Raw genomic sequence first — 24506 nt, forward strand, 5'->3', positions numbered from 1 at the left:
ATTGTGCTACAATACCAATGATGGCAGTTTATGTGAAGAACTGCCCCCAAAAGAGGAAAAATAAGAGGATGGGAGGCAAAATGTTATGATAAAAAAGAAACTGGAATGGTTAAAGCGCGGTCTGTGCATCACATTGGCGGGTGCTATGATCATCTGTTCCGATACCATGACATTTGCGGCAGAAGCTGCAAACGGACAGGTAGTAGAGCAGGCAGAGGATACAGAAAATGAGACCGGAGTTTTAGCAGATGAGCAGTCAGAGCAGACAAAAGAAAATGGTGAACAGGAGAATCCATCTGAGGTAACAGGACAGACCGAGGTTACGGAAGCAACTGAAACTGAGGAGACAACCGAAGTAACGGAGACAACCGAAGCGACAGAGGTAACCGAGGCTACGGAGACAACTGAAGCGACAGAGACGACCGAAGTTACGGAAGCAACTGAGACGGCTGAAGAGACAGAAGCTACCGAGGAAACAGAGATCAAAGAAGCAGCGGCAAGCGGAGTTATTATCAGTAAAAAAGACAGATATGCAGTTGTCAGTGCCGGAGAGACGGTTGCACTTCCGGGATATTCGTTTGAGACAACAGGAGATAACGAGCCGAAGGTCGAGTGGCTGATCGATGACAACAGTGTGGCGGCACTTACCACATCGATGGTAAATGGAAAGCTTACAGGACAGGTAAAGACGCTTACAGCAGGAGTCGCAATCCTCACACTGCAGGTAAAGGACAATCCAAGTGACAAGGATACATATTATGTTGTTGTAAAACCGGAAAAGGCGCCTGCAAACTGCACCGCTGAGACTACTTATAATACGGTAAGTCTGAACTGGGCAAAGGCAGCAGATGCAGATGGTTATACTATCACACGAAAAGTGGAAGGTGCAGATACAGAGCAGACGATCGCACATGTGGATGGCGTGGATGCAGTATCATATAAAGATACGGGAGTACAGACGGGGATCATTTATATTTATCATGTATACGCATATACGAAATACACAAACAACGGACAACAGGATTATGCCAATACGGATACATATGCAACCATAAAAGCAGCACCACAGCTTGGAAAAGCTGCATTGACATCGGTTACAGCGGAAGGCTACAGCAGCCTGACACTGAAATGGGAAAAAGTGGATGGTGCAACCGGATATATCGTATATCGTTCCACAGATAAGTCAAAAGTGGATACGCAGATCATGGATATCACGAATGGAGCAGTAAGTTATGTGGATACAGCACTGACAGCCGGAAACACTTATTATTATAAAGTACAGCCATATTGTGTGGTCAATGGTAAAAAGGTTTATGGCGATGCATCCGGTATCCTTTCCGGAAAACCGCTTCCGTCAGCAACAAAACTGACTGCAGAATCAGCAGGTTATAAAGAAGTAAATCTGACATGGAGTGCAGTGGATGGGGTGACAGGTTATGAAGTTTACAGAAAAACGTCATCATCTTCCTACAAAAAGATCGCAACTGTAGCAGGCGAAAAGACAGGTTACAGTGATACAAAGGTTACAGCAGGTACAGCTTATACATACAAAGTAAGAGCATATAAAACGGTTAATGGAAGTCAGGTATATGGAGATTATTCCAATGAATCGACAGCAACCCCTGCTTTAGAGGCACCACAGATCGCACTTAAAAATGCGTCTTACAACAGTGTGACGATCACATGGAACCAGATCAGTGGTGCACATGGTTATAAAATATATCGTTCTACCAAAAAGGACAGCGGATACAGAAAAGTTAAGACTGTCAATGATAAGACAACACTTACTTATACCGATAAAAAATTATCCGTAGGAAAAAAATATTACTACAAAGTCTGTGCATTCCGTACGGTTGGAGATAAGGATGTAGCAGGAAAATATTCTGATGTACAGACGATCAAAGCAGCACCGGAAGCAGTAACATTAAAATCAGAAGCAGCAGGTGCAACAGCGGTCAAACTGACCTGGAATAAAGTTAACATGCCATCGACCGGTGGCGGATATGCGGTATATCAGATCGTAAACGGTGCTGACCAGCTGCTGAAACGGTGCAGTACAAAGAGCACTTCCTATACAGTGACAGGACTTACACCTGGTCAGAAGTACACGTTTAAAGTAGTTTCTTTTGCAAAAGATAAAAATGGAAAAAGAGCATATGGTGGAACTTCAAATGAGCTTACCGCAACACCAAAACTTCTTCCGGTAACGATCGATACGATCAAAGCCGGCAAATATAACAGCGTTGTATTGACATGGAATGTGACTTCTGCCGGGGACGAGGACGGATACCTTGTTTATCGTTCAACTTCCAAAAAAGGAAGCTATAAGCAGATCGGAACCGTAAAAAGAAAGAGCGGAGCCATGACCGGATCTTATACAGACAAGACTGTCAAGATCGGTAAAAAATATTATTATAAGGTAGTGACCTATAAAAATATTGCAGGTGGCAAAGTGCTTCGCTCCTCTTATTCGCCTGCAAAAGGAATTACAGCTTCACCGAGTGTCACAACTGTAAAAATTAAGTCAGCAGGAAATGAAAGCCTGAAAGTTACATGGAAAAAGGTAAAAGCATCCAAAAACAGCTATGTAAAGGGATATGCAATTTACCGCAGTACTTCCGAAAATGGAAAATACAGAAAGATCAAAACCATCAATAAGGGAACGACGACCTCGTATGTAGATAAAGGACTTGTAACCGGTAATACTTATTACTATAAAGTCCGCACATTCTGTACATCCGGCAGAAAGACAATCTACAGTGATTATTCAGAGCCGGCGTCCATGCAGGTGCTTCCGGGAAAACCATCCATTCAGGTAGTTGCGGCAAATTATAACACCATTACGGTCTCCTGGAAGAAAGTAGAAGGGTGTGATGGATATCGTGTATATCGTGCAACAGAGAAAGATGGAAAATATAAATCAGTCAAAACCTGTTCTTCCGTTAATACGCTTTCTTATAAGAACAGTAAGTTAGAGACAGGAAAGACCTATTATTATAAAGTAAGAGCTTATGTGAATAAAAATGGAAAGAAGCTATATGGCAATTACTCTGCCGTAAAACAGGCAACACCGGTACTTACAAAACCGACGGGACTGTATGCAGCCTCAATTGCAGAAAACCAGATCAAACTGACATGGAATGCGGTAGATGGTGCAGAAACCTATACGGTACTTAGAAGTACTTCTGAGAATGGAACATACAAGATTGCTACTGAACTTTGTACGACAAACTCTTTTGTTGATTATACCGCTGTAACAGGAAAAACTTATTACTATAAGATATATGCGGTTCGTGGAGCATATGTCAGTGCGACAACGGATTGTGTAAGTGTTATTTCATCAGCACTTGAGGTGAGCACAACGAGTGTGCTGATCAAGACAGGAACGAGTGTGAAAGTAACGGCAACAGCAAAACCATACGGTGTGGTATACTGGACTTCATCTAACTCCACGATTGCAGTTGTTTCTTCTGACGGAACAATTTATGGTTTAAAGGCAGGAACAACGACTGTAAAGGCGTCCGCAAACGGAATCACAAAAGAGATCACAGTAACAGTCAAAGATAAACTTGATACGGAAAACAAGATCATCGATATCTCCAGTGATAACGGTACGGTAGATTTTAATGCCATTAAGGCATCTGGATATGAATGTGTAATGCTCCGTATTTCCAAAGGAACAACAGCAGATGCGAAGTTCCAGACGAATTATAATAATGCAAAAGCAGCAGGTCTTAAAGTTGGTGTATACTGCTATTCCGTGGCGCAGAATGCAGCTCAGGCAAAGAGTGAGGGCGATAAAGTATTAAATATCCTGAATGCACAGAAGCTTGATTATCCGGTTGTGTATGTACTGGATGATATGTCACTGTTATACAACAATGTAACAGCAACGCAGAGAATTGATTTTATCAATGCATTTAAGACGGAGATCATTGATGGCGGTAAACAGTATAAGTTTGCACTTGGAATCAACCAGAAACTTTTACAGCAGTATCCTGGCAAGTATGTGGATACCAGCAAACTTACAGGAACAGATCTGTGGATCATCAATTACCGTGCAGAAAGCCTTGGAAGCGGCTATCAGGGCAAAGGAAATGTTGCAATGTGGAGATATACAAATCAGGGTACGGTAAATGGTGTAAACGGCAAGGTAAATATCAGTATCCGGTATAAGACCTATTAATAAAAATCTTAGGATACTGTTAATCCGCAGGAATGAGGACAGCTATGAAAAGTTATGCAAAGAAAATCATGACAAGACTGGCAGCAGGGGCGATGGCGCTCCTGCTTGCTGTCGGTACGGCTGCAACAGATATGTCTGTGTATGCAGCAGAAACAAAGACACAGGAAAGCATGGCAGAGAAAAGAAAAATCACAGGTTTTGCAGACCTGGCGGACAATCCGAAAGAAATCCGCATGACGGGCAAGATCAGCCTGGAACGTCTGCTGGCTAAAATGCCACAGAGCATTGATGTGTATCTGGATGGCGGAAAGGATGCCACAAGCATTCCGGTAACCTGGCACTGTGTCGGAGATTATGATAATACAAATTATTTTGTCTATGAATTTGATCCGGGATGGGATACAGAGCAATATTCCCTTGGAGCAGGACTGAAAAGGAAAATACCGTATATCAATGTGATCATTTCTGGTACAGGCTTATACAAAGGTGCCGGCATTTCGCAGAGTGAGAAAAAGTCAAACGAGAAAAAAGTATATAATTTTGCAAAAAAGAAGCTGAAATTAAATACGGCAGCAGCCTGTGGCGTGCTTTCGAATATTGAGAGTGAATCATCTTTTAATCCGACCGCAAGTGTCATCGATACCAATGGCAAGATCAGTTATGGTATCTGCCAGTGGAATGCATCAAGATTTGATAATCTTAAGAATTACTGCAGCAGTAATGGCTATGATTATACTTCTATCGAGGGTCAGCTTAAGTTCTTAAAATATGAGCTGGAGCATTCGGAAAGCAGTGCATTTTCCAAAATTAAAAATGTGGAAAACACTGCAGACGGAGCCCATACGGCAGGATATAACTGGGCACGTTATTTTGAGCGCTGTGCCAGTGTATATTTTGAAGGACGTGCAAAACGTGCGAGAGATGTCTATTGGGCGAAATATAGCAGCGACAGTCCGGATGACCCGGATGATCCGGATAACCCGGACAATCCGGTAAATAAAAAATATACAATTAAATATGTACTGTATGATGGAGAAAATAACAGTGCAAATCCATCGTCGTATAAGGTTACAACTGAGACGATTACTTTGAAGAAGCCGACCAAAAAAGGTTATACTTTTGAGGGATGGTATAAGGAGAGCAGCTTTAAGAACCAGATCACAACGATCCCGAAAGGTTCAAAAGGCAATCTTACATTGTATGCAAAATGGAAAGCAAATAAATATACGATCCGTTTTCATGGAAACAAGGCAACCAGTGGCAGTGTAAAAGAAATGAAAAATCTTGAGTATGATATGGACTATACGCTTAACAGCAATAAATTCAAGCGTAAGGGATATAAATTTGTCCGCTGGAGCACAAAAGCAGATGGAAGTGGCAGAAAATACGGTAACAGGGAAGAAATAGAGAATCTTTCCTCAAAGAATGGTGCAGTCGTTGATCTGTATGCACAGTGGTCAAGAAATACTTACAAGATCATTTACAAGGCAAACGGTGGAGAACTTGCTGACGGAACAGTAAAGAAATACAATGTAGATACTAAGACATTCAAATTAAAAACACCGGTCAGATACGGTTATACATTCAAAGGCTGGTATAAAGACAAAAAATGCACCAGACGTGTGACACAGGTGAAAAAAGGTACCATTGGAAATCTTACATTCTATGCAAAATGGCAGATTAACAAATATAAGATCAAATACAATGGCAATGGTGCAACCGGTGGATCCATGAAAAATGTGACTGTCTGTAAATATGGCAGTACATACACACTGGCAAAAAATAAATATAAGCGTACAGGCTATGTGTTTGAAGGCTGGAATACAAAGAAAAACGGTAAAGGTGATTTTTATGAGGACGGAGAGGATATCCGCAATATCACAGCTAAAAACGGCAAAACGATCACTTTGTATGCACAGTGGAGTAAGAAAGCATACTCCATAAAATATGTATCAGGTGGTGGTACTGTTCCTTCCGGCAATCCGACCAGCTATTATTATGATACACCTACTTTTAAACTGGCAGCAGCCACAAAAGAGGGGTATACGTTTCAAGGATGGTATACAGATTCTGCTTATAAAAACAGGATCACAAAGATTACGAAAGGAACCCGCAAAAATTACAAGCTGTATGCAAAATGGAAGATCAATACTTATGACATTGTATTTGATGGAAATGGTGCAACCGCCGGAACGATGAGATCGATCAGTTCCTGCAAATACAATACGACTTATAAACTGCCTGCAAATACATTCCAGAAAAATGGATATCAGTTTATCGGATGGAGTACCAGACCGGATGGCAGTGAGACTTTTTATGGAGATGAGGTATCTGTATCGAATCTTTCACTCACGGACGGCGCAAAGGTAAAACTGTATGCACAGTGGGAAGCATTGTAGGATGGCAGAAATGAAATTTTATTTAGCACCGATGGAAGGACTCACAGGTTTTGTGTTCCGTAATGCATATCAGAAGCACTTTGGAGATATTGATACTTATTTTACACCGTTTATCAACAATAAAAAGATGAACTACAAAGAGATCAAGGACATTCTGCCGGAGCATAACAAAGGGATGCATGTGGTTCCGCAGATCCTGACAAACCGTGCAGAAGATTTTCTTGCGATTGCAAAAGAACTGGGGAACTATGGATATGAGAGTGTTAATTTAAATCTCGGATGTCCATCCGGTACGGTTGTCACAAAGCACCGTGGAGCAGGTTTTCTTGCAGTGCCGGAAGAATTGGATCATTTTCTGGAAGAAATTTTTGCAGACTGTCCGCTTAGGATATCGGTAAAAACCCGCATTGGCATAAATGATGCCGGGGAGTGGGAACGTATTCTTTCCATTTATGAAAAATATCCGATGGAGGAGCTTATTATTCATCCGAGGGTACAGAAAGACTTTTATAATAATACGCCGGACATGGATGCATTTTTATATGCAGTGGAAAACAGCAGACACACCTTGTGTTACAACGGTGATATCTGCTCGGTGGATGATTATAAAGCCTGGATACAGAAGATGGAAGGAAAAGATAGGGAACATGGCAGTGGAAGTACTGCGCAGCACACAGAGCATATGATGCTTGGGCGTGGAATTTTAAAGAATCCGGGACTGGTTGGAGAGCTGATGGGACATGCGCCGATTACAAAAGATCAGTTTCATGCGTTTCATGATGATGTACTGAAAGGTTATCTGGATGTAATGTCAGGGGAGCGCAATACACTGTTCCGGATGAAAGAACTATGGTTTTATTTTGCGAAATACTTCACGGAACCGGAAAAATATGTAAAGCAGATCAAAAAGACACAGCGGGTGGCAGAGTACCGTGTGATCGTGGATAATCTGTTCCGGGAGCAGGAGTGGCAGCCAGAATAAATATAAAAATAAAATATTTTAGAAAAATATAAACTAAATAATTGTAAAACAAGAATGATTTTGTTATTGTAGAAGTATCATACGAAATAAAATGATAATCAGAAATTGGGGTATAGCAGAGATTATCAGTATAGAAGGAGGACAGTATGAGAAAACATAACAAAATCATTTTTTCTACGTGTATTGTATTGGGATTTACTGCAGTGCTTGCGGGGGCAGCATTGACAGGAGGAGAGAAGGTTCCAAAAGATTTTACAGTCAGTTATGATGGAATAACGACGGCTGATATTAAGGCAGGAGTCAGTGTACATGATCCGTCTGTGATAGAGGCAGATGGTATCTATTACATTTTTGGATCGCACATGTCTGCAGCGTCATCGAAAGATCTGCGGAACTGGACATCGATCGGAGACGGATATACGCAGTCGAATCCGATTTTTGACAATCTGCTTGGAACAGAACATGTATTTGATTATACAGGAAGTAAAGATTCTGTGATACCGACCGATGATAAGAAATATCATGTATGGGCACCGGATGTAATTTATAACAGGGAGCAGGGATTATACTATATGTATTTTTGCACGTCTTCGACATGGAATGCATCAAACCTGTGCTATGCGGTTTCAAATCAGCCGCAGGGACCGTATACCTGGAAGGGGGCACTGGTCTATTCCGGCTTTACAAAGGATACGATTGAAGCAACCGATGTACTTGACTATGTGGATATCGATTATGCCAAAAAGAACTATATTATGGCAGGAAATAAATATAATTATGAGAAATATCCAAATGCGATCGATCCGACTGTTTTTTATGATGCTGACGGAAAAATGTGGATGGTCTATGGTTCGTGGTCGGGTGGAATTTTTCTTTTAGAGATCGATGAGAAAACAGGACTTGTCATTCATCCGCAGGAAGACGATGAAAATGATGTGGATACTTATTTTGGAAAACGGCTTCTTGGCGGTGGACATAAATCGATCGAAGGACCTTATATCCTCTATGATGATGAGAGCGGATATTATTACCTGTTTGTTTCCTATGGTTCTTTAACCAGAGAGGGTGGTTATCAGATGCGCGTGTTCCGTTCTAAAACAGTGGATGGAGAATATGTCGATATGAATGGGGCATATCCTGGCATGTGGGATGATAATGCAGCTTATGGTCTGAAACTTTCCGGTAATTATTATCTGCCGGGGCTTGATAAGGCATATATGGCGACCGGTCACAACTCTGCTTTTGTGGATGAAGATGGAAAAAAATATATTGTATATCATACCCGTTTTGACAATGGACAGGAATATCATGAACCGCGTGTGCATCAGTATTTTCTGAACCGGGATGGATGGCCATGTATGCTGCCTTATGCAACCGATGGCGAGACGATCGCAAAAGACGGTTATGATATTTCAGAGGTGGCGGGAACGTATTATGTGATCGACCAGGGAACTGCGATCAATGCAGAGATCGCCGAGCCGGTAAAACTGGTACTTATGGAGAATGGAAAAGTATACGGTGAAAATATGGAAGGAACCTGGGGCATGGAGGAAGGAACCTGTTATATGACAGTTACATACGGGGATAAAGAATACAACGGTGTATTTTGTCAGATGAAAGATGAAGCGGGAACGGATGTAATGACATTTTCTGCAGTCGGGGCAAATGAGAGTGTCTGGGGTGTAAAATATTTTAAGTAAAATAAGTGCTTGCAAAGAGTTTTTTCCCATGGTAAAGTGGTACATATGTAAAGCCAAGGAAAGGAACGAATACAAATGTTAAAAGCGATTGATGATTTCGTCTGGGGTGTTCCACTGATCGTACTGATCCTTGCGGTTGGTATCTTTCTTACGATCCGTCTGCGCGGACTTCAGATCACAAAACTGTCACTTGCCATAAAACATATGTTGGCAAATGAAAAAAACGGGGAACATGGGGAAGTTTCCAGTTTTGGTGCACTTTGTACAGCACTATCTGCAACGATCGGAACAGGTAATATTGTCGGAGTAGCAACAGCGCTTGTTGCCGGAGGTCCCGGAGCATTGTTCTGGATGTGGATCGCGGCACTGCTTGGAACAGCAACAAAATATTCCGAGTGTTTACTTGCCATTAAGTACCGTGTTGTAGCAAAAGATGGTCATATCGTCGGAGGACCGTTTTATTACATCGAAAACGGAATGGGCGAGAAATGGAAATGGCTTGCAAAGATTTTTGCATTTTTTGGTGTTGGTGTGGGGTTACTTGGAATCGGAACTTTCACACAGATTAACGGAATCACGAGTGCTGTGAATAATTTCTTTGATCCACAGAATACGTGGACAGTGGAATTGTTTGGAAGAACATATTCCTGGACGGTTGTGATCGCAGGAATTATCCTTACCCTGTGTGTGGCACTGGTCATCATTGGAGGTATTAAGCGTATCTCTACGGTGGCACAGGTTGTGGTACCTTTTATGGCACTGCTTTATGTGGTTGTGGTACTGATCGTTCTTTTTACACACCTTAGTGCGATTCCGGGGGCACTTGTTGAGATCGTGCAGAGTGCATTTGGACTGCGTGCGGCTGCAGGCGGAACACTTGGCTCCATACTGATCGCCATGCAGATGGGAATTGCCCGCGGAATCTTTTCAAATGAGGCAGGACTTGGAAGTGCGCCGATCGCAGCAGCAGCGGCACAGACAAACGAGCCGGTGGCACAGGGACTTGTTTCCATGCTTGGAACGATCATTGACACCGTGATCATCTGTACGATGACAGGACTTTCTATCGTGATCACAGGAGCCTGGGATATGGGATTAGAAGGTGTATCTGTAACCACAAAGGCATTCCAGATGGGACTGCCATTTCCGGAGCAGGTGGCATCATTTATGCTGATGGTCTGTTTGGTATTCTTCGCATTTACAACGATCCTTGGCTGGAACTATTACAGTGAAAAGTGCCTGGAATATTTAGTCGGAGACAAAAAGGCTGTCTTAAAAGGATATCGCTGGCTGTATATCCTTGCAGTGTTTATCGGACCGTTCATGACAGTATCTGCTGTATGGACGATCGCAGATATCTTCAATGGACTCATGGCTCTGCCAAACCTGATCGCACTGGTTGCATTGAGCGGTGTGGTAGTTGCAGAGACAAAGAAATACTTTGAAAAACAAAAATATTAATAGAAATAAAATGACGGTGGAGTGCAGACTGGCTCCATCGTTTTTTATTTGCTATTTATTTAGAAAAATATATAATATTTTAGAATATTATATACAATAAGAGAAAGAAGTAGTATACTATAGCTAAGAAAAAACACAGTGCGAATGTCATCAGAGGGGAGGATAAAGCATGACAACTGAAAAGAAATTAAAGTATAACGAACCATGGATCTTACAGCGTGCCGATCCATATGTTTATCGTCATGTGGACGGTTCCTATTATTTTACGGCATCCGTTCCGGCATATGATGGGATCGTGTTAAGACGTGCAGGGTCACTGGAGGAATTGCCGGAAGCAGAAGAAGTCATGATCTGGAAGAAACATGAGTCCGGTCCGATGAGTTATCATATCTGGGCACCAGAGATACATTACCTGTTTGGAAAGTGGTATATTTATTTTGCAGGGGGCGAGAAGGAAGATATCTGGAAGATCCGTCCGTATGTTTTAGAGTGTCAGGGAGAGAATCCGCTGACGGATGAATGGGTAGAACTTGGCAAGATGAAACGCGCTAAGGAAGATGAGTTTTCCTTTGAGGCATTTTCGCTGGATGCAACGGTGTTTGAAAATAAAGGTGAATATTACTATGTATGGGCAGAAAAAGTCGGGGTTGGCAGGATGGTTTCCAATCTGTATATCGCAAAGATGGAATCCGGTAATCAGTTAAAAACGGTACAGGTGCTTTTAACCACGCCGGATTATGACTGGGAGCGAAAAGGATTCTGGGTCAATGAGGGACCTGCAGTGATACATCATAATGGGAAACTGTTTTTAACTTACTCGGCAAGCGAGACGGGTGTGGATTACTGTGTCGGAATGTTGTCTATCGATGAGGATGCCGATCTGCTGGATCCGCGGTTATGGAAAAAAGAGCGCTATCCGGTGCTTAAGACCTGTGAGAAACTGGGCATTTACGGGCCTGGACACAACTCGTTTACTGTGGATGAAAATGGAAATGACATCATGGTTTACCATGCGCGGACGGAGACGGAAATCATTGGTGATCCACTGTACAATCCGAACCGTCATGCCATGCTTATGAAAGTAAAGTGGGATGATGCCGGAAGACCGGTATTTTCCTATGAAAATTAAAAGATAAAAGGAGAGGGAAAATGGCAAAACTGATCATCAATGAGGAAAACAAAAAGAGCCGGATCGAACCGGAGATCTATGGACATTTTTCAGAACATCTGGGGAGATGTATTTACGAGGGAATTTATGTCGGGGAAAATTCTAAGATTCCGAATGTAAATGGAATGCGAACCGATGTTGTGGAGGCATTAAAAGAATTAAAAGTTCCGGTGCTGCGCTGGCCGGGTGGCTGCTTTGCAGATGAATATCACTGGATGGACGGAATCGGACCGAAAGAGAAACGTAAAAAAATGATCAACACGCACTGGGGTGGTGTCGTGGAAGCTAACAGTTTCGGAACCCATGAATACATGGAGCTGTGCAGACAGATCGGATGTAAGACGTATGTCAATGGAAACCTCGGAAGCGGAACTGTCCGTGAAATGTCTGAGTGGGTGGAATACATGACTTTTGAAGGCGTTTCTCCGATGGCAGATTTAAGAAAAGAAAACGGACATGAGGCTCCGTGGAAAGTGGATTACTTTGGTGTCGGCAATGAGAACTGGGGATGCGGCGGTAACATGACGCCGGAATATTATGCGAACGAATACCGCAGATACCAGACTTATGTGCGCAATTATCATCCGGACCGCCCGATCAAAAAAATCTGCTGTGGTGCAAATGTGGCAGATTATTATTGGACAAAAGGCGTGTTAAAAACAGCATTTGACCATGCAGAGCAGTGGCATGGATTTATGGATGGACTCTCCCTCCATTACTATGTACATCCGGAAGGATGGGAGATCAAGGGAAGTTCCACAGATTTTGATGCAGATGTATGGTACAAGACTCTGTCAAAGGCACTGTACATGGAGACATTGATCGAGCGCCATGGTGCGATCATGGATGAGTATGATCCGGATAAAAAAGTCGGCATGATCGTGGATGAGTGGGGAACCTGGTATACCTGTGAACCGGGAACAAATCCGGGATTTTTATATCAGCAGAATACGGTGCGTGATGCACTTGTTGCAGGCATTACCTTAAATATCTTTAATAAGCACAGCGACCGTGTAAAAATGGCGGCATTAGCACAGATGGTCAATGTTTTACAGTCTGTGATTTTAACAGAGGGCGATCAGATGATCAAAACACCGACTTATCATGTTATGCATATGTATCGTCATCATCAGGGGGCAGACCTGTTAGAGAGCAGCTTAACCGGTGCAGGAGAGATCGGACCGGATGAATGGAGAGTGCCAAAGATCACAGAGTCAGTATCTATGGATGAGAATGGCGTGATCACCGTTACTATGAACAATCTGTCTGTGGAAGCACCGGAAAATGTTGAGATACAGTTTGCGAACCGTGGCTATCATGTGACCGAGGCAAGGATCGTGACCGATTCCGATATGCATGCACATAACACATTTGAGGCACCGGATACCGTGACAGAGAAAGATTTTACTGCCTATGAGGAGACGGAAAACGGCGTGAATGCCACAATGCCGGCAAACAGTGTGATCGAGCTGCGTCTTGCAAAATAAAAAATTGTCAGCAATGGCGGGAAATTAGTTGCTGGTTACACTGGAAGTGTGAACAGTAACGAAAGTTACAGACGGAGATGGACATATGGCACAGATCTGTAAAAAGTGTCTGCTGCGCGAGATGGCGGAGGCAGATGCAAAAATGATAGAGAAATATAAAGAGGCGATCAAAAAAGAAGATCAGGTATCAGAGAGCGAGTATGAGAGACGTCTTAATGTCTGTAAAACCTGTGATCTTTTGAATGCGGGAACCTGCGGTGCGTGCGGCTGCTATGTGGAGCTGCGCGCTGCGGCAGCCGTTTCAAAATGCCCACATAAAAAATGGTAACAGTTCAGACGGACTGTTACCATTTTTTATTAATTTATGATAATGATATTATTGTATTTCTTCCACCGGGGTATAGCCAAGGCTTACCTTGATATCCTGACTGTAATTTCCAAAGGATTTTCCAAAGATTGTAAGTCCGCCGACATGTTTTGCACTGTCTTCCACAGCGAGGCGGAAGCGGATATTACTGCGGCAGTTGAGGTGAAAATCATCGATTTTGACATCAGATATTTTCAGTCCGTCGATATATGTTCCATTTTTATTTATGACAAGCTGTTTTAACAGACCGTACTGGTTCCAGTTCGGATACCACCAGTCCGGTGTCAGCAGTCCTTTTACATCACCGAAATCGCCGGGCGAAGTCCAGTCGCCGATATGAATGTCGTTTAAATAAAAACTGATATCGGAAGGCCAGTCATTATTGATGCCGGGTGCTTCGGAACTCAGTTCTGCAGAAATCGTGATCTGTGTGATCTTTTTGGAAGCCGGGATGAAATTTGGAATGGCATACTCAACATATCCTCTGGTAAACCATAAAATATCAGCGTTATAGCGGTCCGGATGGTCAAAATACCGGGGATCATCTACTTCACCGATCAGGGCGTCTGCGGAGGCGAGCCCACAGGTCGGACAGATCTGATAATTCGTATAATGACCGACTTTTAATTCTGTATGATAAACATTCTCAATATCCACAGGCTTTTCTAAATCGATCAGGATCTTATCTAAATGAATGGAACAGATCTTCTGGTTGCCGTGACCGGCAGATTCACTTGAAATTGTGATCAGTCCGCTGCTTTCAAGTTTTTTAATATGGCTGGTTAAAGCACCATTTGTAATATTCAGACGTGAGGCGAGCTCATTCATGCTCATATTGTCGTTTTCAAGCAAAATATTTAAAATTTCAATTCTTACATCGGAACCAAGTGCCTTAAAAAGTTCAAGCCCATCATTTAACGAGGTGATGTGTAACAAGGAAATCCTCTCCTTTCAAAATCTGTGAAAATCACAGAATGATACGTTCTAAACTGTAATCACTGCCTGAAAGTGTCAGGATTACAAGACTTTTGGAATCTCCGCGTCCGTCACTGGCACTGCCCGGATTGATATATACTTTATTGAAACGCTCATAAAACGTATAGTGATGGGTATGTCCGAAGATAAGAAAATCAGCATCCGTCAGGTCAAATGGAAGGACAAACTGATTATGAACCAGGAAAAAAGTTTTGCCGCCAATGCGGAACTGTAAAAATTCAGGAAGATTTTTTGCCCAGTCGCCGCGGTCATTGTTGCCGCGGACCATATAAAGCGGAATGCCAAAGTTCCGGAAACAGTCATAATTTTTCTGCGTACAGAAATCGCCTGCATGGATCAGATAATCACAGCTGTCTAAATGACGGTGCCACTCTTCACGGAAAATACCGTGTGTATCAGAAATAATGCCAATTTTCATAAAATTTGCCCCCATTAAGTTAAAAATAATTAGGTAAATTATATAGGAAAAAAGCATGTAAGTCTAGGAGAATGCAAAAATATTCATAAAAACACTTTTTTATTTTAAAGTAATGTAGTATACTGTCCTGGGGATCAGTTGGTTAAATTTTTAACAGGAGAGGGAGAATGGAAAGCTCAGTATTGGAGGAAAAGGTTTTTCACAAAGTCATGAAAAATGTTCCGTTTGGTCTTGTCGTAAGCGGTGAGGGAAGAGAACGCAAGGTATATTATGTGAATCAGATGGCATATCACATGCTCGGTTACACGAGAGAGGAATATATAAAAAAAGTGCAGGGCGGATGGAGCCAGTTTTTGGATATTGATCTAAGAGAGGTCATGCGGGATCATCATGAAGAAATCCTGACAGGCGAGCCATTTGAGCTGACTGCTCTGACAGAGACGAAGGACGGAAATAAAAAGTGGCTGTCTTTTCGTGTTATGGTATCTATGGAGTTAAAGCCTGTCAGTTATATTACGATCACTGATGTAACAGAGAAGGTAGAAAAAAACAGACGCTACGCGCGGGAAAGAGAATATTTAAAAGACTGTGCGGCGAGAGATTCCATGACGAGACTTTTAAACCGCGGTACAATGGAAGAACGTATCAAAGAAGAATTAGAGGCAGTAGAAGAAGGACAGAATTATGCATACATCGCCCTGGATCTGGATAATTTTAAGCAGATCAATGATATGTATGGACATTGGGCTGGTGACAGTATCATTATGGGGATATCAAATATTTTAAGGGAAGTCTATGGTAATAATGCCCGCATCGGACGCATGGGCGGGGATGAATTTGCAGTATTTATTCCGGATGTAAAAGACCGTGCGCAGATACAAAGTCAGGCAGATGAAGTCTTACGCCGTCTGCGCCTCCAAAAAGAAATGATCGGAATGGCAGAGGAACCGACAGCAAGCATTGGCATTGCATTTGGTCCTGCGGATGGAAGGAGTTTCCGTGAATTGTATCACAGAGCGGATGAAGCACTCTATCAGGTCAAAAATGAAGAAAAAAACAGTATAGCAATTTATACAATGATCTAAAAATTTTTTGGTACATTTTACCTATTGAAAATTTTAAAAAAAAATTATAACATCTAATTGTTATATGACTGACGGAAAAGTGGAAAAACCACATGAAGTATAACGTTTACAATGCCGACCGTCTGGGCGAGATAACCCGGACTGTCGGTTTCTTTTATTCTTAAGATATTCTTTTATCAGAACCCTTTTGTATGAAAAAAAGAACAGTTCCGGAAGAGAAGCGGATATTGACAAGCAGTGGGTGGTCATGATATATTCACTGCGTTAGAAACATCTAACATAAGTTAGATAAAACTACCAATATTTTCCAGCAATACAAAAATATTGGGGGATCAGATCCGTTTTATACAGGTAAACCATAGTTTTCAGCAAACAGGAGGAAAAATAATGCAAAACGAATGGAGAGATTTTAATGGTGGAGCATGGGAGAATGAAGTAAATGTCAGAGACTTCATTCAGAGAAACTATAAGCCGTATGACGGCGACAGTTCTTTCTTAGAGGGACCGACAGAGGATACCACAGCACTCTGGCAGGATGTATTAGAGCTTTCAAAGCAGGAGAGAGAAGCTGGCGGCGTACTTGATATGGACACAAAGATCATTTCCACGATCACATCCCATGGACCTGCATACTTAGATAAAGACAAGGAAAAAATCGTAGGTTTCCAGACAGATAAACCATTTAAGCGTTCCCTGCAGCCTTACGGCGGTATCCGTATGGCGATCAAGGCATGTGAAGATAATGGGTATAAAGTAGACCCGGAAGTGGTAGAATATTTTACAACACACAGAAAGACATACAATGCAGGCGTATTTGATGCGTATACACCGGAGATGAGAGCCTGCCGTTCTGCACATATCATTACCGGTCTTCCGGATGCATACGGACGCGGACGTATCATTGGCGATTACAGAAGACCGGCTCTTTATGGTGTGGATCGTCTGATCGCAGACAAGGAAGAACAGTTAGAATCCACACGTACGATTATGTATTCTGACGTTATCCGTGAGCGCGAGGAATTATCCGAGCAGATCAGAGCTCTTAAAATGTTAAAAGAATTAGCAAAGATTTACGGATGTGACATTTCAAAGCCGGCAACAAATGTTCTTGAGGCAACACAGGCTGTTTATTTTGCATACCTTGCAGCAGTCAAAGAGCAGAATGGTGCGGCAATGAGCCTTGGACGTACTTCTACATTCTTAGATATCTATGCAGAGCGTGATCTTCGTGAAGGAACTTTCACTGAGAAAGAGATTCAGGAGATCATCGATCAGTTCGTAATGAAACTGCGCTGTGTAAAATTTGCCCGTACGCCGGAGTACAACACTATTTTTGCCGGAGATCCGACATGGGTAACAGAGTCTATCGCCGGAATCGGTGTAGATGGAAGACATATGGTAACAAAAATGTCTTACCGCTATTTAAATACTTTAAACAACATCGGAGCAGCACCGGAGCCTAATATGACAGTTTTATGGTCTGTAAAACTTCCGGAGAACTTTAAAAAGTTCTGTGCAGAGATCTCAATCAAACATTCTGCGATCCAGTACGAAAATGATGACATCATGCGTGTGGTTCATGGCGATGACTACGGCATTGCATGCTGTGTATCTTCCATGAGGATCGGAAAAGAGATGCAGTTCTTCGGAGCACGTGCAAACCTTGCAAAATGTTTACTCTATGCCATCAACGGTGGTGTGGATGAGATAAGCGGCAAACAGGTAGGACCTAAATACCGCCCGATCACATCTGAATACCTTGATTATGACGAGGTATGGGAGAAATACAAAGACATGATGAAATGGCTTGCAGGCGTCTATGTCAATGCATTAAACATCATTCATTATATGCACGACAAATACTGCTACGAGAAACTGCAGATGGCACTGCATGACAAACAGGTAAGACGCTGGTTCGCAACCGGTATTGCAGGATTTTCCGTAGTAGCAGATTCTTTATCTGCCATTAAATATGCGAAAGTAAAACCGATCCGTGATGAGAACGGAATTACCGTAGACTTTGAGGTTGAGGGAGACTTCCCGAAATACGGTAATGATGATGACCGCGTGGATGAGATCGCAAAAGAAGTTCTGCATACATTCATTAAATATGTAAAAGGAAATCACACCTATCGCGGAGGTATTGCAACGACGTCCATTCTTACCATTACATCAAATGTATCTTATGGTAAAAATACAGGTGCAACTCCGGATGGAAGAAAGAAAGGTGTTGCTTTTGCTCCGGGCGCAAACCCAATGCATGGACGTGATAAAAATGGTGCAGTTGCTTCTCTGGCATCTGTTGCAAAAATGCCGTTTATGGATGCGCAGGATGGTATTTCCAATACCTTTACCATTGTGCCGGATGCACTTGGAAAGACAGAAGAAAGTGCACAGACAAACCTTGTTGCACTGCTTGACGGTTATGCAGAAAAAGGCGGCCACCATTTAAATGTAAATGTATTAAATAAGGAAACATTACTTGATGCACAGAAGCATCCGGAGGAATATCCGCAGCTTACGATCCGTGTATCAGGTTATGCAGTAAACTTCATCAAACTGACCAAAGAGCAGCAGGATGAGGTAATTGCAAGAACTTTCCACGAATTGATGTAAAATAAAGGAGATTACAATGGGTTATATTCATTCTCTGGAATCATTTGGCACCGTGGACGGTCCGGGGGTACGATTTGTTGTATTTTTTGAAGGCTGTCCGATGCGCTGCCAGTATTGTCACAATCCGGATACCTGGGTGCTTACGGATGGAAAACAGATGGAGGCGGATGAGATCATCGACCGCTTCCTGCGTAATGCCTCTTTTTACCGGACTGGCGGGATCACTGCCACTGGTGGGGAGCCGATGCTTCAGATCGATTTTCTGACCGAACTGTTTGAAAAAGCAAAGGCACACGGGATCCATACCTGTTTAGATACATCAGGTATTATGTTTCCGGGATTTCCAGAGGATGAAAACTCTGCATCAGGGATCACACTTGAAAAAATAGACAGACTGCTTAATGTTACAGACCTTGTAATGCTTGATATCAAGCATATCCGTGACGAGGATCACCGTAAACTGACCGGACATTCCAATCAGAATATTTTAGCGTTTGCAAGATATCTGGATCAGAAGAAAAAGCCGGTATGGATACGTCATGTTGTTGTCCCCGGCATCACATTTGAAAAGGAAGAATTGACGGAACTCGGACAATTTTTAAAGACACTTTCAAATGTGGAAAAACTCGAAGTACTGCCGTATCATGCGCTTGGAAAGGTTAAATACGATAATCTTGGCATGGACTATGTTCTCAAGGATACACCGCAGCTTACCAAAGAGGAAGCGAAGCAGGCGGAACAGATTATAAAGGATGCAATGAAATAGCACACATTTTTACAAGAATATTACAGGAAAATATAAATATTCTGAAAAATATATAAAAAATGATATATTGTATTGAAATATTTGTGGAAAGTGCTATAATAAAACCATGATATAAATCTGTATCAAATAAACGGCAAAGGGGTTGGACATCATGAGAATCAAGATTACAGGAAGAAACATTGAATTGACCGATGGTATCAAAGAGGCAGTGGAGGACAAGTTAAACAAATTAGAGAAGTACTTCACACCGGACACAGATGTCTATGTAACGCTGAGCGTGGAGAAGGAACGCCAGAAGGTGGAAGTTACGATTCCGATGAAAGGAAACTATATTCGTTCTGAACAGGTAAGCAACGATATGTATGTATCGATCGATCTGGTAGAAGAGGTTATTGAACGTCAGTTAAAGAAATATAGAACGAAGCTGGTTACGAAACAGCAGAGCGCAGCGTCCGTTTTCAAACAGGATTTTCTGGATGCAGCATCTGATGATGACGAGGAGATCAAGATCATCCGTTCTAAGAAGTTCGATATGAAGCCGATGTATCCGGAAGATGCATGTGTACAGATGGAGTTATTAGGACATGATTTCTTCGTATTTATCAATGCGGAGACAGAAGATGTCAACGTTGTATACAAGAGAAAAGGCAACACATACGGATTGATCGAACCGGAATATTAAAATGGATCATTGCAGAATTGTGCTGTGAATAAAACCACCCTGTGGCAGGAGAATGCCGCAGGGTGGTTTTTGTTGTACTGTGATTTTGTGCAATTTGACGGTCAATAAATTGAAATATACCTTTCGTTCCTACATTCTGTATTAAGCATTATGAAAGAACGATACACAGATCGCTCCCGGACCGGCGTGTGTCCCGATTGTACTACCGATTGTGCTGACCGGCAGCTCCTTTGTCTGACTGGCCCAGAGATCTGCGCTGTCTGCAATATATTTCTGAAGCAGTGAATCGTCGAGTCCACTGTATCCCAGCATATACGGCATGGAAAAATCAATGCCGTTTTTATTTTTCACTTCCTGGATGAGGATATTATTACCGTTTTTAGATCCCCTTGCTTTTCCTAAGATCACAACTTCACCTTTTTCGATAGCAATAACAGGCTTGATGGACAGGATATTTCCAGCCCATGCAGCAGTCTTTGAGATACGTCCACCCTGTTTTAAATATTCGAGGGTATCAAATACGGCTAAGACGCAGACATCCTTCTTCTTTTCTTCAAGTTTTTCGGCAATTTCTTTTGCGGAAAGTCCCTGGTCGCGCAGTCTTACGGCATAAAGTACGAGAATCTGTTCGCCGAGGCATACATTTAAGCTGTCCACTAATGTGATGCAGTCCTCGTAACCATCGAGTGCAATGTGGGCACTCTGATATGTACCGGATAAAAGGGAGGACAGGCAGATCACAACAGCGGTGTCGCCGGCATCTTTTACTTCTTTGAATTTAGCTTCAAAGTCATGAGGCGATATCTGGCTGGTCGTCGGGATCGTTCCACATTCGATCAGTTTTTCATAAAATTCTTTATGGGAAATGGTAACACCGTCTAAATATTCCGTTTCACCAAAGATGGTTTTTAAAGGCATATAATCAAGATTTAATGCATCTGCCCGTTCTTTTGTGAGATCAGATGCGGAATCAACAATAATTCGTACACTCATTTTTAATCCTCCGACAAAATAGTTTGACTATCAAACAAAAACAAATATATAGGATACGCAGAAGATTGTCAAGATATTTTGGTAATCAAAATATCTGAAATGAAAAATCAAATGTAGTTGACAAAATTCGACAGACATAAGATACTTATGTAGTATAAGTGCCTGCATGACAGTAGAGTAAGAGTGGAAAATTATATAATAAAGCAGAAAAAAGCGGAAGAAATGTACAACGGGGTGGAGATGCTGGTGGATCTGGCAAGAAGGTATCCGGAACTATGGAAAGAAATCGACAGGCAGTGCACTGGGAACAGAGAGCGATATGGATTGCTCTGTGAAATATTGCTGACGGGGGAAAAAGAACGTTGCGAAGATGTAGTTGCAAAAATATACCGGTATGGAAGTATGATCGGTAGACAGGATCTGCTTGGCAGACAGATATTTTTGTGGCTGCTGCAGGTAATGCGGGAAAACGGGGAGTAAAATAAAGAAAATGGTGTTCGCCTGTCGGGAGGCACTGCCAGGAGACATTGCCTAACGGCAGAAAATAAATTAAGAAAGGATGTCATGCAGGCATAAAAAGTACAAAGGAATGTGCAAATTCCTTGCCACATAAAGAAAAAAGGTATACTATAAAGCAGAAATGTTTTTATGAGTAAGGAGAGTATACCATGAAGATTGTTGTTTTAGCAGGTGGTTTAAGTACAGAAAGAGATGTTTCCTTTAAAACCGGAGATATGGTGGCAAAGGCATTGAGAGAGAATGGACATCAGGTGATCTTACTTGATGTATTTATGGGATACAGTGATAAAAAAGAAGATCTGACAGGTATTTTTGACCGAAGTGAAGAAGTGAGCGTAAAAGTGTCCGGAATACCGGAAATCGCACCGGATCTTGCAAAGGTAAAAGCATCCAGAAAAGATCAGTCAGATAATTTCTTTGGACCGAATGTGATCGAATTGTGTCAGATGTCAGATATCGTATTTATGGCACTGCATGGAGAAAATGGGGAAAATGGTAAGATTCAGGCTGCATTTGATCTGTTTGGGATTCGTTATACAGGCAGCGGTTATTTGAGCAGTGCGCTTGCCATGGATAAAGAAATGTCGAAAAAACTGTTTTTATCTGCTGGCATACCGGCTCCAAAGGGTGCGTCCATGAAAAAGGCTGACCGCAGCGATGATATCGCAAAACTTGGCATCAGTTTCCCATGTGTGGTAAAACCGTGCTGTGGTGGTTCGAGTATCGGTGTTTCTATCGCACATAATGCGGATGAATATAAAGCCGCTTTAGATGAAGCTTTCCGCTGGGAAGAAAATCTGATCGTGGAAGAATATGTGAAGGGACGTGAGTTTTCTGTCGGTGTGATCGAGGGAAAGGCACTTCCGATCATTGAGATCGCTCCGGTGCAGGGATTCTATGATTACAAGAATAAATACAAAGCAGGCAGTGCAGTTGAGACCTGTCCGGCGGAACTTTCTGAAGCTGTCACAGAGAAAATGCAGCATTATGCAGAACAGGTAGCACAGGTGCTTGGACTTGACACCTATTCACGTACAGATTTCCTGTTAGATGAGAACGAAAACATTTATTGTTTAGAGGCAAATACTTTACCGGGAATGACACCTACAAGTCTTCTGCCACAGGAAGCACAGGTTGTCGGTGTGAACTTTAACGAATTGTGTGAGAAGCTGATTCAGATTTCCATGAGTAAATACGAAAAATAAAAATCAGGAATGGAGATTATCATGAAAAATATGACGCTGGAACGCATTACAGAAGTGTGCGACGGAGTATATTATGGCAGTGAGACAGACAAAACAAAAGAAATTACCGGAGCTGTGATAGACAGCAGACAGGTAGAGCCGGGATATCTTTTTATTGCGGTAAAAGGAGAAAAGGTGGACGGTCACCGGTTTATACCGCAGGTATTTGAAAAAGGAGCACTTGCCGTATTATCCGAGCAGGAGCTTTCTGATCCGGCAGGCCCGTATATCAGAGTAGAATCAACGCTTGGTGCGATGAAAAAACTTGCGGCATATTACAGGAGAACTCTCGATATCAAAGTTGTCGGCATTACCGGAAGTGTTGGAAAAACAAGCACAAAAGAGATGATCGCATCGGTTCTTTCCCAGAAATATAATGTGTTAAAGACAGAGGGAAACTTCAATAATGAGATCGGTCTTCCGCTTACGATCTTTAAGATCAGGGAACAGCATGAAGTTGCAGTGCTTGAGATGGGAATCTCAGAATTTGGAGAGATGCACCGCCTTGCGGAAATGGCGTATCCGGATATCTGTGTGATCACTAATATCGGATTGTGCCATCTGGAGAATCTTCTGACCAGAGATGGAATATTAAAGGCAAAAACAGAGAGTTTTGAACATCTGACACCGGAAGGAATTGCTGTGTTAAATGGGGACGATGATAAACTCTGTGAGAAAAAGACAGTAAACGGAAATAAGACAGTATTTTACGGTATCGGAAAAGAAGCAAAACTTGCAAAGACAGAGCAGGGCGAAAAATATCTTGCAGAGAAAGAAGTATATGCAACGGATGTAGAGCCGGTGGGGTTAGACGGAACAAAAGCGGTGATACATATTGGGGAAGAGAATTTTGCAGTGATGATTCCAATCGCAGGAGAGCATAATGTATACAATGCGTTAGCGGCAGTCTGTGTTGCAAGAAAGCTCGGTCTTAGTGTGGATGAAATGAAACGTGGGATCGAGTCGGTCAAAACAATCGGAGGAAGAAGCAATCTGATCCATAAGGAGGGAATGACGATCATCGACGATTGTTACAATGCCAATCCTGTTTCTATGAAAGCGTCCATTGACGTGCTTGCAGCGGCACCAGACAGAAAGATTGCAGTGCTTGGTGATATGGGAGAACTTGGTGAGAATGAGAAAGAATTGCATGCAATGGTCGGAGAGTATTTTAAAGGAAAAGGAATCGATGTCCTGTTTGCAGCGGGCGTATTGTCAGAGAATCTGGCACAGGCGGTAAAAAAATGCAGTCCACAGACGGAGGTTCATTATTTTAAATCAAAAGATGAACTCACAGCAGAATTGCTGCCTTATGTGAAGAGTGGTGACACTGTATTAGTAAAGGCATCTCATTTTATGGGATTCCCGGAGGTCGTAGGACAGCTTACAAAGTAAGTAACTGTGGGAAAATGCGAATTTATAATCGTTTATGAAAAA

General features: G+C 42.3%; 18 protein-coding genes and 1 riboswitch. Of the genes, 15 read left to right on the forward strand and 3 right to left on the reverse strand.

Annotation, left to right across the window (positions count from 1 at the left end; translation table 11 throughout):
* Window positions 1-85 precede the first annotated feature (85 nt).
* The 8 genes from DXA60_RS04995 to DXA60_RS05030 all read left to right on the forward strand — a co-directional run bounded on the left by DXA60_RS04995 (window position 86) and on the right by DXA60_RS05030 (window position 13711).
* Complete coding sequence (locus tag DXA60_RS04995) at window positions 86-4186, forward strand: fibronectin type III domain-containing protein (RefSeq protein ID WP_117920048.1); 4101 nt, start codon at window positions 86-88, stop codon at window positions 4184-4186.
* Window positions 4187-4230: 44 nt separating this feature from the next.
* A complete protein-coding gene (locus tag DXA60_RS05000; protein ID WP_243006762.1) occupies window positions 4231-6585 on the forward strand; it encodes a phage tail tip lysozyme in 2355 nt (784 codons plus the stop codon).
* Window position 6586: 1 nt separating this feature from the next.
* The gene (locus DXA60_RS05005; protein WP_117920052.1) at window positions 6587-7567 is read left to right on the forward strand and encodes a tRNA dihydrouridine synthase; all 981 of its coding nucleotides are present in this window, start codon (window positions 6587-6589) and stop codon (window positions 7565-7567) included.
* Between the two features lie 146 nt (window positions 7568-7713).
* Window positions 7714-9267, forward strand: a complete 1554-nt coding sequence (locus DXA60_RS05010) for a glycoside hydrolase family 43 protein (RefSeq protein ID WP_117920054.1) — start codon at window positions 7714-7716, stop codon at window positions 9265-9267.
* 75 nt (window positions 9268-9342) lie between these two features.
* Window positions 9343-10728: an alanine/glycine:cation symporter family protein gene (locus tag DXA60_RS05015; RefSeq protein WP_117920056.1), complete on the forward strand. Its 1386-nt coding sequence runs from the start codon at window positions 9343-9345 to the stop codon at window positions 10726-10728.
* 169 nt (window positions 10729-10897) lie between these two features.
* Window positions 10898-11857, forward strand: a complete 960-nt coding sequence (locus DXA60_RS05020; RefSeq protein ID WP_117920058.1) for a family 43 glycosylhydrolase — start codon at window positions 10898-10900, stop codon at window positions 11855-11857.
* Between the two features lie 20 nt (window positions 11858-11877).
* A complete protein-coding gene (locus DXA60_RS05025; RefSeq protein ID WP_117920060.1) occupies window positions 11878-13383 on the forward strand; it encodes an alpha-N-arabinofuranosidase in 1506 nt (501 codons plus the stop codon).
* 85 nt (window positions 13384-13468) lie between these two features.
* On the forward strand, window positions 13469-13711 hold the full coding sequence (locus tag DXA60_RS05030; protein ID WP_117920062.1) for a DUF6171 family protein: 243 nt from the start codon (window positions 13469-13471) through the stop codon (window positions 13709-13711).
* Between the two features lie 48 nt (window positions 13712-13759).
* Here the strand turns inward: DXA60_RS05030 and DXA60_RS05035 are convergent, their stop codons facing one another.
* Window positions 13760-14686: an ArsR/SmtB family transcription factor gene (locus tag DXA60_RS05035; RefSeq protein WP_117920063.1), complete on the reverse strand. Its 927-nt coding sequence runs from the start codon at window positions 14684-14686 to the stop codon at window positions 13760-13762.
* Window positions 14687-14717: 31 nt separating this feature from the next.
* Window positions 14718-15164 (reverse strand): YfcE family phosphodiesterase, encoded by a 447-nt coding sequence (locus DXA60_RS05040; protein ID WP_199536186.1) that lies wholly within the window; start codon window positions 15162-15164, stop codon window positions 14718-14720.
* Window positions 15165-15331: 167 nt separating this feature from the next.
* Here DXA60_RS05040 and DXA60_RS05045 point away from each other — a divergent pair, with 167 nt between their 5' ends.
* The 4 genes from DXA60_RS05045 (at window position 15332) to hpf (ending at window position 20313) form a co-directional block, all read left to right on the forward strand.
* Window positions 15332-16249 (forward strand): sensor domain-containing diguanylate cyclase, encoded by a 918-nt coding sequence (locus DXA60_RS05045; protein WP_117920065.1) that lies wholly within the window; start codon window positions 15332-15334, stop codon window positions 16247-16249.
* 54 nt (window positions 16250-16303) lie between these two features.
* Window positions 16304-16384, forward strand: a riboswitch (ZMP/ZTP riboswitch).
* A 252-nt stretch (window positions 16385-16636) separates the two neighbouring features.
* Entirely contained in the window at window positions 16637-18865 is a 2229-nt protein-coding gene (gene pflB / locus DXA60_RS05050; protein ID WP_117920067.1) for a formate C-acetyltransferase, read from the forward strand.
* A gap of 16 nt (window positions 18866-18881) precedes the next feature.
* On the forward strand, window positions 18882-19631 hold the full coding sequence (gene pflA, locus DXA60_RS05055) for a pyruvate formate-lyase-activating protein (RefSeq protein WP_117920069.1): 750 nt from the start codon (window positions 18882-18884) through the stop codon (window positions 19629-19631).
* 151 nt (window positions 19632-19782) lie between these two features.
* The gene (hpf, locus tag DXA60_RS05060) at window positions 19783-20313 is read left to right on the forward strand and encodes a ribosome hibernation-promoting factor, HPF/YfiA family (RefSeq protein ID WP_117920071.1); all 531 of its coding nucleotides are present in this window, start codon (window positions 19783-19785) and stop codon (window positions 20311-20313) included.
* Between the two features lie 141 nt (window positions 20314-20454).
* Here the strand turns inward: hpf and DXA60_RS05065 are convergent, their stop codons facing one another.
* A complete protein-coding gene (locus DXA60_RS05065) occupies window positions 20455-21306 on the reverse strand; it encodes a DegV family protein (RefSeq protein ID WP_117920073.1) in 852 nt (283 codons plus the stop codon).
* A 183-nt stretch (window positions 21307-21489) separates the two neighbouring features.
* Here DXA60_RS05065 and DXA60_RS05070 point away from each other — a divergent pair, with 183 nt between their 5' ends.
* The 3 genes from DXA60_RS05070 (at window position 21490) to DXA60_RS05080 (ending at window position 24464) form a co-directional block, all read left to right on the forward strand.
* The gene (locus DXA60_RS05070) at window positions 21490-21786 is read left to right on the forward strand and encodes a hypothetical protein (protein ID WP_117920075.1); all 297 of its coding nucleotides are present in this window, start codon (window positions 21490-21492) and stop codon (window positions 21784-21786) included.
* Between the two features lie 188 nt (window positions 21787-21974).
* Window positions 21975-23030: a D-alanine--D-alanine ligase family protein gene (locus DXA60_RS05075; RefSeq protein ID WP_117920077.1), complete on the forward strand. Its 1056-nt coding sequence runs from the start codon at window positions 21975-21977 to the stop codon at window positions 23028-23030.
* Window positions 23031-23051: 21 nt separating this feature from the next.
* Complete coding sequence (locus tag DXA60_RS05080) at window positions 23052-24464, forward strand: UDP-N-acetylmuramoyl-tripeptide--D-alanyl-D-alanine ligase (RefSeq protein ID WP_117920079.1); 1413 nt, start codon at window positions 23052-23054, stop codon at window positions 24462-24464.
* Window positions 24465-24506 lie beyond the last annotated feature (42 nt).

Origin of the sequence: Roseburia sp. OF03-24 (genome assembly GCF_003463035.1) — a bacterium.
In the GTDB taxonomy this organism is placed as follows: domain Bacteria; phylum Bacillota; class Clostridia; order Lachnospirales; family Lachnospiraceae; genus Roseburia; species Roseburia rectibacter.